The following is a 13,914-nucleotide window of genomic DNA, read 5'->3' on the forward strand; positions in this document are numbered from 1 at the left end:
GATGGGTGCTGTGAAAAAACTATGGGAATCTTGTGGCGATTTTCTCGTTCTCCTGATGATAAACATACGCGTCTATCTTCGACACCCCATGTGGATGGCACGAACGGCCTATCGGCAGCGAACCATTCCCAACATAGCCGTTCCGACCCGGTTTCGTGAAAAGCGCATTTGGCGTCTGATCTTCGATCAAAACCCGTTGTTTCATCTCTTTGGCGATAAAATGGCCGCCAAGGAATGGATGAAGGAGCGCGCGCCCGGCCTTGATGCTGCTCGCACTCTGTGGTCGGTGACGTCGGTCTCCGAACTGCCGCACGACGCCCTGCGCGCAGGGGTTGTCGTCAAGGCAAACAGTGGATGCGATCAAAACATTTTCCTCGCTGCTGACCCTGAAGACCCTGATTCCATCAAGGATACAATGAGCGAATGGCTGCTTGCGCCCTACACCGAAAAGCACGGCGGGCGGTATTGGCCCAATCCCACGCAAAAAGTTTTCGGTGAAGAAGTCATTATCAACGAAAACGGCCCGCTGATCGATGTTAATTTCTTTTGCTGCGACGGTCAGGTCCATTTTGCGATCATTACAATCGGGGAAAAGACCGATGATGAGAGGATCGCCTACTTCACCGCAGACGGCCAGCGCATCATCTCGATCATGCATGAACCAGGTTACCAGCGCGACTGGCTCCCTCTCGATTTCGTGGTTCCGGTTGGCTACGCCGAGGCGGTCAAAGCAGCAGCGGACCTGTCTGTCGGGATTGATTTCATTCGCGTTGACCTCATGATTGCCAATAACAGGCCCTATGCCTGCGAAATGTCGCCGTTCCCCGGCTATGGCTACTATGATACCACGGCCTTGTACAAGAACTGGGTGAAATACTGGGATATCCGGCTTACCTGGTTCGTCCAGCAGCCCAAATATGGCTTCACGGAACGTTACCGCAAGGCATTGGGCAGGCGGCTCGGGGCAAATTGAAAGCGAGGGAAGCCGGGGGGCCGTGCTTTCCTTCAGGCAAAATGCCGAGGTGGTCCCGCCTGTCCGGGCAGGTCAGCAGCGTCATGTTCTTTTGGGGGGAGGGCGCAGTTGCATCGCTGATGCGATCCGCGCGGGATCGGGGGAAACTCCCGGCGGGTTGCTGCGGTGTTGGCGGGGCAGGGGCTCCTTGTGATCCAAGGGGCGCCAGAGCCGCTGTGACAGCATTCAACCTATTGAATATTCGGTTGCGTATTGAAGAATGGTTTCAAGTTGCAGTTGACCAGTTCATAGTATCTTTTCATCAGACTTTTCCCTTTGTCGGAGAGTATGATGTAGGTGATGCGATGATCTGATTTTCCGCGTATCCGCTTAATAAGATCATGAATTTCAAGCAAATCGATGTATCGTAGAGCGGTTGTTGGCGGCACGCAGGCGGCGAAGCAAACGCTCTTGGTGCTCAAATTCTCACCTTCAAGATGGGCGCGGAACAATTCCAGCAATATGTCCCATGATGGTTCGGAAAAAATTGCCTGATCAAATATCTTTTCACGAAATCTGCGAATTTTATATTGGTATTTTATGAAGTTAAGCACACGAGCGTCATCGCAATCCGATCGCTCATTTATCTTTCCGTCATCATCGGGATCATCTTCGGCGTTGGGTGCCTCAGAAAAATCCTTTGCTTCGCTGACAACTTGAAAGAGAATATCAACAAGTTTTTCCAAATCGACGAGTTTTCTTCTCCCTGGCATAAATGCTCCATTTTTTTGTTTTATGTATATTTAAACACGGAACATAAATAGAAGCGTGGTTTCGACATGGCCGGCACGTATTTCAGGCATGCGACTGGATCGGTGTCATCCCTCCGCGTCGGCCATGGCAAGGAGGTAGCCTTGGCCGGAGTTGGAAACGATGCTGACGTTTTGCCTCAGCTTGCGGCGCAAACCGCTGATCAGCACGCGCAGGCTGTTCACACTTGCAGGTTCGTGCGTCGCGCTGATGCTGTTGGCCAGAGTGCGCAAGGATACCGGCCTGCCCATGCCTTCCAGCAGCGTCGTCAAGACGGCCTCCTCACGCAAGGTCAACACACGGTCATCGCAAAGGCTGTCGATTTGCGCGACGAGATCGGCTTTCTTCCTCTCGCGCAGCATGCTGGCCTGATATCGGGCCCATATGGCGCGGATGCGGGCGATCCCCTCATGCGGTGAAATCCGTTCGATATCGATTGCATCGTCAAACCCGCCGGAGACGATCTGTGCGCGCCGCGACGGCGTGCTGTCGGTCAGCAGCACAATCTTCATCCGGCCGCGCAGCAGCGCCATGTTCAATTTGAGCAGCCGCGTTGCCCGCCGGATATCGTTGCACCCCACGATCAAGCCGTCAAAATCGTCCTGCGCTATCGAGAGAAAGCGCGTTGCGTTTTCCGCATAGTCGAAGGTCTCGAAACCTTCGAACACCTGCGCCAGCCATTCATGGCGTTTGGCGCGCGCGGGATCGCTGAAGGACAGATAGCGGATGCTCATCTGGTTGGCGCCGATGACCGTGCTTGCCCCATTGGCCAAATGGCTTTCTGCGCCCGCTAACGCACTCACTGTTTTCATGAGAGATGCGGGCATCACCACGCACTCCGAGCCAGATCGGTCGACATCATCCATTACCCCCTATGTTTAAACCCTTATACACCGGGGGGAGATTTCTAAGCTTTAGGCTAAAAGGTTAACGTTAAAATTTTAACGGCGTTGGAATATACATTATATTTCTGACTGTTGTTGCGATACGGCTTAGCCGTCACGGGGTTGAAACAATCGGTATGCGCCCCGAATCGTAAACGGCGTTATTCCGCCGTCGCAACGATCCAACGCATAAAGGGCGCGCAGCCCACGGCCGTGACCCCCGCTTGTTGCGGGCGATGATGTCGGTTTAACCGCTGCAAAGAGGACGCGGCGCGTACCCCGTTAAGGGTGAGCCGCGGCGCAAACAGATCTGCGCGGACAGTCCCGGGCATGGTCGTTCACCATGCCGACCGCCTGCATGAAAGCATAGACCGTGACCGCCCCGACAAATTTGAAGCCACGCTTTTTCAGCGCCTTCGACAGGGTGAGGGATGCCGCATCGCTGGCGGGTATGGTCTCGCCATCGCCCATGCGCGGCATGCCCCCCACATGTTCCCAGACAAAGGCGGCGAAATCCTCGCCTTGCTCGATCATGCGCAGATAGGCGCGGGCATTGCCGATGGTGGCCTCGATTTTCGCGCGGGCACGGATGATGCCGGCGTCCTGCATCAGCGCATCGACTTTGGCCTGGTCATAGGCGGCGATCACCTTTGGGTCGAACCCGTCAAAGGCGCGTCGGAACCCTTCGCGTCGATGCAGAATGGTCCGCCATGACAGCCCGGCCTGAAACCCTTCCAGCATCAGCATTTCCCATAGGGCGCGGCCGTCGCGGATCGGAACGCCCCATTCGATGTCGTGGTAGGCTTCCATCAACGGGTCGCCCTCGGCCCAGCGGCAACGGTTGATCATTGCGGAAATTCCTCGATCAGAGTTTCGCCGGTGCGGCCGTAATAGACCACACGCCGCCCCGGAAAGGAGACAAGATAGCCTGCACAGCCCGCCTGCGCCACATGGCGGCTGAATTGGGCATAGGTATAGGCCGGATCGCCCGATTGCGCCCAGCGGATCTGACTTTTGATCCCCGCCGCGTCAAAGTTCGCCGCCACCGCGCCTCCTGTTGCGGGCAGCGGCAGGTCGAGACAGGCGCCGTCCTGCATATAGAAGGTCTGCGCGCCGCGCCGATAATCAACGGCATAGGCTTCAAAACCGACCTCGATCAGGCGCGCGACTATGGCGGGAAAGCTCAGCGAACCATCATGCGTGGCGGACCCGCAGGGCTCCCTGTGCTGCCTAGGGCCAGTTGGCCAAAGGGTCGGTTTCAATCGAAATGCTGGGCGTGCCTTGGCGCACCACGCTGCGCGGGGCGACCGATTTGGTCAGCCAGACATTGCCGCCGATCGCGCTGCCCGCGCCGATGGTGATACGGCCAAGGATCGTCGCGCCCGCATAGATCACTACATCATCCTCGATCACCGGATGGCGCGGCGTGTTGATCAGATGGCCATTGTCATCCGAGGCAAAGCTGCGCGCACCCAGCGTCACGGCCTGATACAGGCGGACGCGTTTGCCGATGATCGCGGTCTGGCCGATGACGACGCCTGTGCCGTGGTCGATGAAAAAGCTCTCGTCGATGGTGGCGCCGGGGTGGATGTCGATGCCGGTGCGCGAATGGGCGATTTCGGTGATGATCCGCGCCACCAGCGGCGCGCCCTGCCGATAAAGTACATGGGCGATGCGGTAATGCAGCATCGCGGTCAGCGATGGGTAGCAGAGCAGGACCTCGTCCACTGTGCGCGCGGCCGGATCGCCGGCAAAGGCGGCCTCCAGATCGGTGTCGAGCAGGCGGCGCACTTCGGGCAGGCCGTGGGCCAGCGTCGCCACGATGGCATTGGCCCGCTCATGGATCTCGGCCTCGTTTTGCGCGCGGCCCGCGTGCAGCTCCATGCGGATCTGCGCCGCCAGATCGGGCAGGGCGCGGCGCAGCGAGGCGATGACAAATGCATCCTCGGTGTCCAGCGTCAGACCGCGCGGGCCAAGGCGCATCGGAAACAGCGCCGAGGCCAGATTGTCCAGAATCTGCCCCAGCGCCAGACGCGAGGGAAACCCGTGTGCGCCATAGGCCGAATCGTGATCCTGCGACAATCGCCACTGATGCCGCCGCCCGCGCAGCGCATCGGCCAGTACGGCCAGATCCACCAAAGGCGGCTCAGAGCCCAAGGCGTTGCCAGAATTCTGAAGCACTGATGCGTCGGCCTGCGGCGAGGGAAAGTGGGTCATGCGATGATCCGGTAGGCCGCCACGAGGGATGCGGCAAGGGCGTACCTGCCGAATGGCGGAGAGGGGCTGGGCGGGGGCGGGATACGGCAATCGACATTTCACATCATCCTGTCTGTGCAACAAAGCACGAGACAGGGAGCGGAAAAACGCGCCGTCAGCCTCGTGCCGCTTTAGCCTTTGGTGACGCGGAGCAAGCTGACACGAAGGATCAAAAGCCGCGGCCCGGCGGGGGAGGGAGGGAAGAACCCCGCCGGACGCTCAAAGCTCTACTGAATGAGTTGAGATTTATCCAGCAACGCTTGTTTCGCGCAGGCTAAGAAAAACTTGGGCCCATCCACTGCGCCCTTGGGCTATCGACGTATCGCGTTCTCCGCTCTACGCATAGTGGCGGCAAGGCCAGCGCCAAAGGCCCAACTTTTTGATAAAAGCGGACCAGGATGCAAACCCAAGAGCAATCAGCCCGCCCATGGCCCTCGGCCCCCCGCGCATGGTGGGGGGGTGTTGTGCTGATGCTGGCCAACACGCTGGCCTTTGTCGATCGTCAGGCGTTGGCGTTGCTGGTTCAGCCGATCAAGCAGGATCTGGGCCTGTCCGACACCGCGATCAGCCTGCTCTACGGCCTGTCTTTCACGCTGTTTTACGTTGCGGTGGGCCTGCCCGTTGCCCGGCTGGCCGACCGGACCAATCGACGCAACATCGTGGCGGGCGCGATTCTGGTGTGGAGCATCGCCACCAGCCTTTGCGGTTTGGCGCGCAGCTTTGCCGTGCTGCTGGCCGCGCGGGTGGGCGTCGGCGCTGGAGAGGGCGGGCTCACGCCTTCGGCACTCTCGCTGCTGGCCGATTATTTCCCCAAGGAGCGGCTGCCGCTGGCCATATCGATGTATCAGATGGGCATTTATCTGGGCAATGCGCTGGCGCTGGTGATCGGGGGCTTGGTGTTTACCCATATCCATCCATCCGCGGTCATCCTCGTGCCGCTGGCGGGCGCGATGAAGGGGTGGCAACTGGTGTTCCTGCTGCTGGGCTTGCCGGGCGTGGTGTTGGCGGCATTGGCCCTGTCGATCCCCGAACCTGTGCGTCAGGGGCCGGGCGCCGGAGTGCCGCGCGCCTCTCTTTCGCAATTCTTTGCCCATATCGGCGCGCGCCGCCGGGCCTATGTCGGCATCATGCTGGGCTTTGCGCTGATGATCCTGGTCGGCAATGGCACGGCGGTCTGGATTCCGGCCTTTTTCGAACGCACCCATGGCTGGACCACGGCGGGCGTGGGGCGCATCCTTGGGCCGATTGTCTTTGTCTGCGGCGCGGCGGGCGCGTTGACGGGGGGCTTTGTGGCCACCGCGCTGCGGCGCAGGGGCGTGGCGCACGGCCATCTGGCCGCAGCCCTGTTCGGCTTTTGCATGCTGGTGCCGATCAGCATCGGCTTCCCCCTGATGCCCAACCCCGATGGCGCGCTGGCGCTGGTGGGGGCGATGAACTTCTTTGCGGCCTTCACTTTTGGCGGCGGCCTGGCCGCGTTGCAGGAATTGACGCCCAACCGGATGCGCGCGCTGATGTCGGGCGCCTATATGCTGATGGCCAATCTGATCGGCGGCGCGCTTGGCCCCACGCTCATTGCGCTGGTCACCGATTACGGGTTGCGCGATGCCCGATCGCTCAACCTTGCGATGTCGCTGGTTTGCGCGGTGGTCTCGCCGCTGGCGTTGGCGCTGCTGTGGATGGGGATGCGCGATTACCGGCGCATCCTGTCGGGCGCATGATGCCTCAGGTGCTCTCGCGCTGGACGATCTGATAGGGGTGCCATTGGATGGTAAAGGGGCGCTCGGCCTCACCATCGCGATGGCGTTCGACGAGCCAGTTGGTGGCCTGCGCGGCCATCAGGTCGATATCCTGACGCACGGTGGTCAACGGGGGCCAGATCTTGACCGCGATGGGCGTATCGTCAAACCCGGCCACGGCAATATCGAGCGGGATGCGCAAACCCCGGCGATGGGCGGAAAGCATGACGCCTGCGGCCATATCGTCATTACAGGCAAAGATCGCATCGGGTCGGCGGTCTTTGTCCAGCAGGGCGGCGCCCGCCGCCAGGCCCGATTCAAACGTGAAATCTCCCTGCACGACCAGGGTTTGATCCACCGCCATCCCCCGCGCCGCCAAAGCCGCGCCATAGCCCTCGAACCGCGCCTTGCTGGAGGCATGGGCCGCCGAGCCCAACACGAAGGCGATCCGCCGATAGCCCCGCTCCAGCAGGTGGTCGGTCATCGCCATGGCCGCGCCATGCTCGTCAATGCCCACCACATCCATGTCATTCAATTCCCGCCCGCAGGCAATCGTGGCCACCGGCACGCCCAGCCGGGCCATATCGGGGTTGCCCGAGAGCATTTCATTATAGGGCGGGGCCAGCAGGATCGCGCTCGCCCCGCTGCGCACCAGGGATTTCACGGCCTCCATCGCCGCCTCGGCGTTCAGATCATCGCATTTGCGGATGATGATCTGGGCGCCCGCGCGGGCGGCGGCGCTCAACGTGCCCACCAGCATGGCGCAAAGAAAGGCATTTTGCGCATTGCGATAGACGATGCCGATCCGGGGCGCGCGCGCGCTGGCCAAAGAGCGCGCGGCGGCATTGGGGATATAGCCCAATTGCTCGACCGCCTGCAAAACGGACGCCCGCGTTGCCGCGCGCACGCTTTTGGTGCCGTTGAGCACATGCGACACGGTCATCGCGCTGACCCCGGCGGCATCGGCCACCGACTGGATGGTGATGCTCTGGCGGGAACGTCGGGACCGGGCAGGCGTGGGATTGGGCATGATCGGCAACGGTCCATTCCAGAGCTGGCAGGCCAACTCATACCTGCACTCGATTGCAAAGCCAAGGTCCGGCGATGGCTTCTTATCAGGCGTGATGCTTATGATATTTGCCTATTGCGGCAAGCTGTCGCAGGACATGCAGACGCCGCCACCGAATATGGAACTGGTTTGATGATGCTGTTTTCCCCTCCGGCCCCGATTGTTGCGCAAACTTCTGAAGGCATGGGTTTTCCTGTCCGCCGCCTGTTTTGCATCGGGCGCAATTATGCCGCCCATGCCCGCGAAATGGGCTCTGACCCGACGCGCGAACCGCCGTTCTTTTTCACCAAATGGGCCGAAGCGGTGGTGCCCGGCGGCGGCACGATTGCCTATCCGCCCGAAACTGCCAATTATCATTATGAGGCCGAACTGGTCGTGGCGATCGGCAAGGGTGGGCGCGATATTGCCCCGGCCGATGCCGCATCGCACATCTATGGCTATGCCGCCGGTCTCGACATGACCCGCCGCGATCTGCAATTTGCCGCGCGCGACAAGGGCCGCCCGTGGGACACCGGCAAGAATGTCGAGCAATCCGCGCCGCTCGGTATCATCCATCCGGCATCGGCAACCGGCGCCTTGGTGTCCGGTCGCATTACCCTGACGCTGAATGGCCAGATCAGGCAGGATGGCGATCTGTCCGACATGATCTGGAGCGTGGATGAGGTCATCGCCTATGTCTCACGCTTCTATCGGCTGGAGCCGGGCGACCTGATCTACACCGGAACGCCGGCGGGCGTGGGCGCGGTGGTGCCCGGCGATGAGATCGTGGTGACGATCGCGGGATTGAGCCCCTGCGCGGTCAAGGTCGGGCCAAAGGCCGATGTCTGAGCCGCTGCTGCACGGCTATTTCCGCTCCAGCGCATCCTATCGGGTGCGCATTGCGCTGGCGCTCAAGGGCATCGTCTATGACAATGCGACCTACAGCCTGCGCGAAGGGGAGCAGCGCTCGCCCGAATTTCTGGCAATCAATCCGCAAGGGCTGGTGCCCGCGCTGGACATCGACGGGGCGGTGCTGACGCAGAGCCTGGCGATTATCGAATATCTTGATGAGACCCATGGCGGCCCGCCGCTGCTGCCCACCGATCCGTTGATGCGCGCCCATGTGCGTGCGGCGGCGCAGGTGATTGCGGTGGATATCCACCCGGTCCAGAATCTCAAAATATTGGGTCGGGTTCAGGCGCTGGGCGGGGATGCCAACGCATGGGCCGCGCGCGTGATCGAGGAAGGCTTTGCCGCCTTCGACACGCTGATCGCGCCCCATTCGGGCCGGTTCTGCTTTGGCGATACGGTGACTTTGGCCGACATTTGCCTTGTCCCGCAATTGGTCAACGCGCGGCGGTTTGGCGTTGATGCCATCCCGGAGCGCCTGTTGGCGATTGAGGCGCAATGCCTGGCTCTGCCCGCCTTTGACGCGGCCCGCCCGGAAAACCAGCCCGACGCATTTTGACGAGCATAGCGTTGATGTGAAAAGGGCCGCTGTCTCCGGCGGCCCTTTCGTCAGTGGTTATGCCGAGGCGTTTTCGCGGCAAGGCCCCGATATTTGACCGCCATTTCCAGCACGGCGCCTTCGCCCATCTGCCCGGTCTTTTCGCGATAAAGCTCCTCCCAGGGCGTGTTGCTGGGCGGAACCGGGGGCAGGGGTTCGGCGCGGCGGCGGGCGATTTCCTCGTCCGACACCAGCGCGTTGCAGGCGCCCTTGACCACATCGATGCGGATGATGTCGCCCGTGCGCAGCCATGACAGACCGCCGCCCACCGCGCTTTCGGGCGAGCAATTGAGGATCGAGGGACTGTCCGATGTGCCCGACTGGCGCCCGTCGCCCAGCGTCGGCAGCCATTGCACCCCGCGCTGGATCAGCGCGGCGGGGGGCTGCATATTGACCACCTCGGCGCTGCCCGGCCAGCCTTGCGGCCCCGCGCCGCGCATCACGAGGATGCAGTTTTCGTCGATGTTGAGCGCAGGATCATCGATCCGGTGGTGATAATCATCGCCCCCTTCAAACACCACCGCGCGCGCTTCAAACGTGCCGGGGTTTTCGGGGTGGGACAGATAGCGGGCGCGGAATTCCTCGGAAATCACGCTGGTCTTCATGATGCCGAAATCGAACAGGTTGCCCGACAATACGAGGAAGCCCGCCTTTTCCTTCAAAGGCTCGGCAAAGGGGCGGATGACCTCGCGGTCGCGGGCGGGGCGTGCGCCCACGTTGGCTGCTACCGTCTCGCCCGTCACGCTCAGGCAATCGCCGTCCAGCACGCCCTGTTGCAGCAATTCCCACATCACCGAGGGCACGCCGCCCGCGCGATGGAACCGCTCGCCAAGGAAGCGGCCCGCCGGCTGCATATCGACGATCAGCGGCAGATCATAGCCATGCTCCATCCAGTCGGCGGCGGTGATCTCCACGCCCGCATGGCGCGCCATGGCGACGATATGGGGCTGGGCATTGCTCGACCCGCCGATGGCCGTGACGACGCGGATGGCGTTGAGGAAACTCTCGCGCGTCAGGATTTTCGATGGACGCAGGTCCTCATGGGCCATTTCGACAATGCGGCGGCCGGTTTCATAGGCAATCTGGCCGCGCTCGCGATAGGGCGCAGGGATCGCCGCGCATCCCGGCAGCGACAGGCCAAGCGCCTCGGCCACGGCATTCATGGTCGAGGCCGTGCCCATCGTGTTGCAATGGCCCGCCGAAGGGGCGGAATCGCAGGCGCGCTGAAGGAACTCCTCCTCGTCGATCTCGCCCGCCGCCAGCTTGCGGCGGCTGCGCCAGATGACCGTGCCCGAGCCGACCAGATCGCCTTCATGCCACCCGTCGAGCATCGGCCCGCCCGACAGGACGATGGCGGGAATATCCACCGTGCTGGCCGCCATCACCTGGCTTGGCGTGGTCTTGTCGCAGCCGGTGGTCAGCACCACCGCGTCGATCGGATAGCCGTAGAGGATTTCGACCAGCCCCAGATAGGCCAGATTGCGATCCAGCGCGGCGGTGGGGCGGCGACAGTTTTCAAAAATCGGGTGGACCGGAAACTCCATACAGATCCCGCCCGCATCGCGGATGCCGTCGCGCACGCGCTTGGCCAGATCGAGGTGGATGCGGTTGCAGGGCGAGAGATCGCTGCCGCTCTGCGCGATGCCGATGATCGGGCGGCCCGAACGCAATTCATCGGGCGTGATCCCGTAATTCATGAAGCGTTCCAGATAGAGCGCTACCATATCCGAGCGCGCCGGATCGGCAAACCAGTCCTGCGAACGGAAACGGCGCGAGGTATTTTCGGTCATCAATCTGTCTCCCTCGGGTCTTCCCTAGCGTCTCATACCCGCGATGCCAGTGAAATCCCGCCTCGCTGTCAAAACCACTTGACAGAGAGGCGGTTTGCATGATGGTAGCGCTATCAAATTTTGTCAACGCTGCGCCTCCGCGTTCGGCGTCATAAATCCGTATGGAGAGAAAATGTCTGGGAAGTCTTCCTTCGCGGCTCTGCTGCCCGCCGATTGGCGTGGCGGCCGTTTCCTTGGCCGGGTGCAGTTGCCCGAAGGGCCCACGCCAATTCTGGTCGAGGGCGGGATTGCCTATGATATGTCGGGCGTGGCGCCCACGGTTTCGCAACTGGTCGAGGCGCTGCCGCTTCATTCCGGGGCGGGGCGCGCGCTCGGGCCGCTGGATGAACTCGATGCGCCCTGGCTCAGCCCGGTCGACCTTCAGGTCATCAAGGCCTGCGGCGTCACCTTTGCCACCAGCACGCTGGAGCGTGTGATCGAGGAGCGCGCGCGCGGCGATGCGGGCAAGGCGCTGGACATCCGCGCCCGCATTGAGGAGCGCGTGGGCGGCTCGATCCGCTCGGTCGTGCCCGGTTCGGCCGAGGCCGAGGCGCTCAAGGAATTGCTGATCGCCGATGGCCTGTGGTCGCAATATCTCGAAGTTGCCATCGGGCCTTACGCCGAAGTTTTCACCAAGGCGCCGGTGCTGGCCACGGTCGGCGCGCTGGCCGAGGTGGGCGTGCGCAGCGACAGCACATGGAACAACCCCGAGCCCGAAGTCGTGCTGCTGGTCGATGCGGGCGGCAAGGCCGTGGGCGCTTGCCTTGGCAATGACGTCAACCTGCGCGATATTGAAGGGCGCAGCGCGCTCTTGCTGGGCAAGGCCAAGGACAATAACGCCTCCTGCTCGCTCGGCCCGCTGGTGCGCCTGTTTGACGACAGTTTTTCGATCGACGATGTACGTAATGCCGAGGTCGATCTGCTGATCGAGGGGTCGGAGGGCTATCGCCTTGAGGGCCATTCCAGCATGCGCGAAATCAGCCGCGATCCGCTCGATCTGGTGCGCCAGACCTTGAGCGAGCATCAGTATCCCGATGGTTTCACGCTGTTCCTCGGCACTCTGTTTGCACCCACGCAGGACCGCGACGATCCGGGCCGGGGCTTTACGCACAAGGTGGGCGATGTGGTGACGATCTCTACCCCCAAGCTGGGCAAGCTGGTCAACACCGTGGCCACCAGCAAGGAAGCCCAGCCCTGGACGCAGGGCATTGCCGCATTTTACGCCAATCTGGCCGCTCGCGGCCTGTTGGGAGCCAAGGCATGAGCGGTGTTGAGACGGGCCGGGCGATCTATCCCAGCCTTGCGGGAAAACGCGTTTTTATCAGCGGTGGCGCCAGCGGCATCGGTGAAGGCTTTGTCGAAGCCTTTGCCGCGCAGGGCGCGAAAGTGGCCTTTTGCGATATTGCCAAAGAGGCGGGCGAGGCGGTTGCCGCGCGCGTCGGGGCCGACTTCTTCGCCTGCGATCTGACCGATATCGAGGCTGTTCAATCGATGATGGCGCGGGTTGAGGAAACTCTGGGCGGCATCGACGTGGTGCTCAACAATGCCGCCAATGACGACCGGCATGGCGTCGCCGACGTGACCCCGGCCTATTGGGACGAGCGCATGGCGGTCAATCTGCGCCATCAATTCTTTGTGGCGCAGGCCGCCGTGCCCTCGATGAAGCGTTCGGGCGGCGGGGCGATCATCAATCTCGGGTCGATCAGCTGGCATCTGGGCCTCAACGATCTGGTGGTCTATCAGACCGCCAAGGCCGCCATCGAGGGCATGACGCGCGGTTTGGCCCGCGAATTGGGCCGCGACAATATCCGCGTCACCAGCATCATCCCCGGCAATGTCAAAACCCCGCGTCAGGAGCAATGGTACACGCCCGAAGGCGAGGCCGAGATCGTCGCGGCGCAATGCCTGAATGGCCGCCTCTTGCCGCATGATGTTGCGGCGCTGGCGCTGTTTCTGGCCTCCGATGATGCGCGGTTGATTACGGGCCATGAATATTGGGTCGATGCGGGGTGGCGATAATGGCGCCGCAATCGGTCTGGGCGCTGGGCGCCACGCTGGGCGAAGGCCCGGTCTGGGTGGAGCGCGACGGTGCGCTCTGGTTTGTCGACATCAAGGCACCGGCCATTCACCGCTTCACCCCCGCCACGGGCGAGCAGCGCGCATGGGCCGCGCCTGCGCAGGTCGGCTGGGTGCTTCCCAGCGCGCGCGGCGACATGATCGCCGGATTGCAGACCGGCGTGCATCGCTTTGATCCGGCCACGGGCGCCTTTTCGCTGCTGGTTGCGCCCGAGGCGCATCTGCCGGGCAACCGCCTGAACGATGCCACGGTTGCCGCCGATGGCGCGATCTGGCTGGGCTCGATGGATGATGGTGAGACGGCCGAGACGGGGCGCTTCTATCGCCTCGACGGCGCGGGATGCGTCGATACCGGGCTGCCGCCAGTGTCGATCACCAATGGCCCGGCCTTCTCGCCCGATGGGGCCACGCTCTATCACCACGACACGCTGGGCCGCAAAGTCTGGGCCAGCACGGTCGAGGAGGGGCGGGTGGTCGCCACGCGCCTGTTTGCGGAGATTGACGAGGGCTATCCCGATGGCCCCTGCGTCGATGCCGAGGGTTGCCTCTGGGTCAGTCTTTTCGCGGGCTGGGGCGTGCAGCGCTATGATCCCAGCGGGGCGTTGATGCAGACCATCCGTTTTCCGGTGGCCAATATCACCAAGATCGCGTTTGGCGGGCCGGATTTGCGCACCGCTTATGCAACGACCGCCGCCAAGGGCCTTTCGAGCGAGGAACGCGCGCAGCAGCCTTTGGCAGGCGCGCTGTTCGCCTTTGATCCGGGCGTGGCGGGCATAACGGGCGTTCTGGCCCAAGTATAAGAATTTACGGGAGAGT

Annotated in this window: 15 protein-coding genes; 8 read left to right on the forward strand and 7 right to left on the reverse strand. The window is 62.3% G+C overall.

Annotated elements, in window-relative coordinates:
* Nucleotides 1-10: 10 nt before the first annotated feature.
* A complete protein-coding gene (locus PQ467_RS07885; RefSeq protein ID WP_274175942.1) occupies nt 11-973 on the forward strand; it encodes an ATP-grasp fold amidoligase family protein in 963 nt (320 codons plus the stop codon).
* 230 nt (nt 974-1,203) lie between these two features.
* Here PQ467_RS07885 and PQ467_RS07890 read toward each other — a convergent pair whose 3' ends face one another.
* The 5 genes from PQ467_RS07890 to epsC form a co-directional block, all read right to left on the reverse strand.
* Complete coding sequence (locus PQ467_RS07890) at nt 1,204-1,725, reverse strand: hypothetical protein (protein WP_274175943.1); 522 nt, start codon at nt 1,723-1,725, stop codon at nt 1,204-1,206.
* Between the two features lie 105 nt (nt 1,726-1,830).
* On the reverse strand, nt 1,831-2,628 hold the full coding sequence (locus tag PQ467_RS07895) for a winged helix-turn-helix domain-containing protein (protein WP_274175944.1): 798 nt from the start codon (nt 2,626-2,628) through the stop codon (nt 1,831-1,833).
* A 300-nt stretch (nt 2,629-2,928) separates the two neighbouring features.
* Nucleotides 2,929-3,495 (reverse strand): DNA-3-methyladenine glycosylase I, encoded by a 567-nt coding sequence (locus tag PQ467_RS07900; protein WP_274175945.1) that lies wholly within the window; start codon nt 3,493-3,495, stop codon nt 2,929-2,931.
* Nucleotides 3,492-3,908, reverse strand: a complete 417-nt coding sequence (locus PQ467_RS07905; RefSeq protein ID WP_274175946.1) for a DUF1398 family protein — start codon at nt 3,906-3,908, stop codon at nt 3,492-3,494. The genes PQ467_RS07900 and PQ467_RS07905 overlap by 4 nt, the downstream gene beginning before the upstream one ends.
* Entirely contained in the window at nt 3,877-4,863 is a 987-nt protein-coding gene (gene epsC / locus PQ467_RS07910) for a serine O-acetyltransferase EpsC (RefSeq protein ID WP_274175947.1), read from the reverse strand. The genes PQ467_RS07905 and epsC overlap by 32 nt, the downstream gene beginning before the upstream one ends.
* Nucleotides 4,864-5,300: 437 nt before the next feature.
* Between epsC and PQ467_RS07915 the strand changes: the two genes are divergently transcribed.
* Entirely contained in the window at nt 5,301-6,620 is a 1,320-nt protein-coding gene (locus tag PQ467_RS07915) for a spinster family MFS transporter (RefSeq protein WP_274175948.1), read from the forward strand.
* Nucleotides 6,621-6,624: 4 nt separating this feature from the next.
* Here the strand turns inward: PQ467_RS07915 and PQ467_RS07920 are convergent, their stop codons facing one another.
* The gene (locus tag PQ467_RS07920; RefSeq protein ID WP_274175949.1) at nt 6,625-7,668 is read right to left on the reverse strand and encodes a LacI family DNA-binding transcriptional regulator; all 1,044 of its coding nucleotides are present in this window, start codon (nt 7,666-7,668) and stop codon (nt 6,625-6,627) included.
* Here PQ467_RS07920 and PQ467_RS07925 point away from each other — a divergent pair.
* Genes PQ467_RS07925 through maiA form a run of 3 tightly spaced genes read left to right on the forward strand, consistent with a single transcriptional unit; the run spans nt 7,667 to nt 9,154 of the window.
* A complete protein-coding gene (locus PQ467_RS07925) occupies nt 7,667-7,840 on the forward strand; it encodes a hypothetical protein (RefSeq protein ID WP_274175950.1) in 174 nt (57 codons plus the stop codon). The two genes, PQ467_RS07920 and PQ467_RS07925, sit on opposite strands and share 2 nt — an antisense overlap.
* The gene (locus PQ467_RS07930) at nt 7,837-8,535 is read left to right on the forward strand and encodes a fumarylacetoacetate hydrolase family protein (protein WP_443192985.1); all 699 of its coding nucleotides are present in this window, start codon (nt 7,837-7,839) and stop codon (nt 8,533-8,535) included. Before PQ467_RS07925 ends, PQ467_RS07930 begins: the two co-directional genes overlap by 4 nt.
* Nucleotides 8,528-9,154, forward strand: a complete 627-nt coding sequence (maiA, locus tag PQ467_RS07935; protein WP_274175952.1) for a maleylacetoacetate isomerase — start codon at nt 8,528-8,530, stop codon at nt 9,152-9,154. Before PQ467_RS07930 ends, maiA begins: the two co-directional genes overlap by 8 nt.
* Before the next feature lie 50 nt (nt 9,155-9,204).
* Here maiA and PQ467_RS07940 read toward each other — a convergent pair whose 3' ends face one another.
* Nucleotides 9,205-10,983, reverse strand: a complete 1,779-nt coding sequence (locus PQ467_RS07940; RefSeq protein WP_274175953.1) for an IlvD/Edd family dehydratase — start codon at nt 10,981-10,983, stop codon at nt 9,205-9,207.
* A 172-nt stretch (nt 10,984-11,155) separates the two neighbouring features.
* Between PQ467_RS07940 and PQ467_RS07945 the strand changes: the two genes are divergently transcribed.
* The 3 genes from PQ467_RS07945 to PQ467_RS07955 are packed head-to-tail and all read left to right on the forward strand — an operon-like array spanning nt 11,156 to nt 13,898.
* Nucleotides 11,156-12,286: a fumarylacetoacetate hydrolase family protein gene (locus tag PQ467_RS07945; RefSeq protein WP_274175954.1), complete on the forward strand. Its 1,131-nt coding sequence runs from the start codon at nt 11,156-11,158 to the stop codon at nt 12,284-12,286.
* The gene (locus tag PQ467_RS07950; protein ID WP_274175955.1) at nt 12,283-13,041 is read left to right on the forward strand and encodes an SDR family NAD(P)-dependent oxidoreductase; all 759 of its coding nucleotides are present in this window, start codon (nt 12,283-12,285) and stop codon (nt 13,039-13,041) included. Before PQ467_RS07945 ends, PQ467_RS07950 begins: the two co-directional genes overlap by 4 nt.
* Entirely contained in the window at nt 13,041-13,898 is an 858-nt protein-coding gene (locus PQ467_RS07955) for an SMP-30/gluconolactonase/LRE family protein (protein ID WP_274175956.1), read from the forward strand. The genes PQ467_RS07950 and PQ467_RS07955 overlap by 1 nt, the downstream gene beginning before the upstream one ends.
* Nucleotides 13,899-13,914 lie beyond the last annotated feature (16 nt).

This window comes from Novosphingobium sp. KACC 22771 (assembly GCF_028736195.1).
Classification (GTDB): Bacteria; Pseudomonadota; Alphaproteobacteria; order Sphingomonadales; family Sphingomonadaceae; genus Novosphingobium.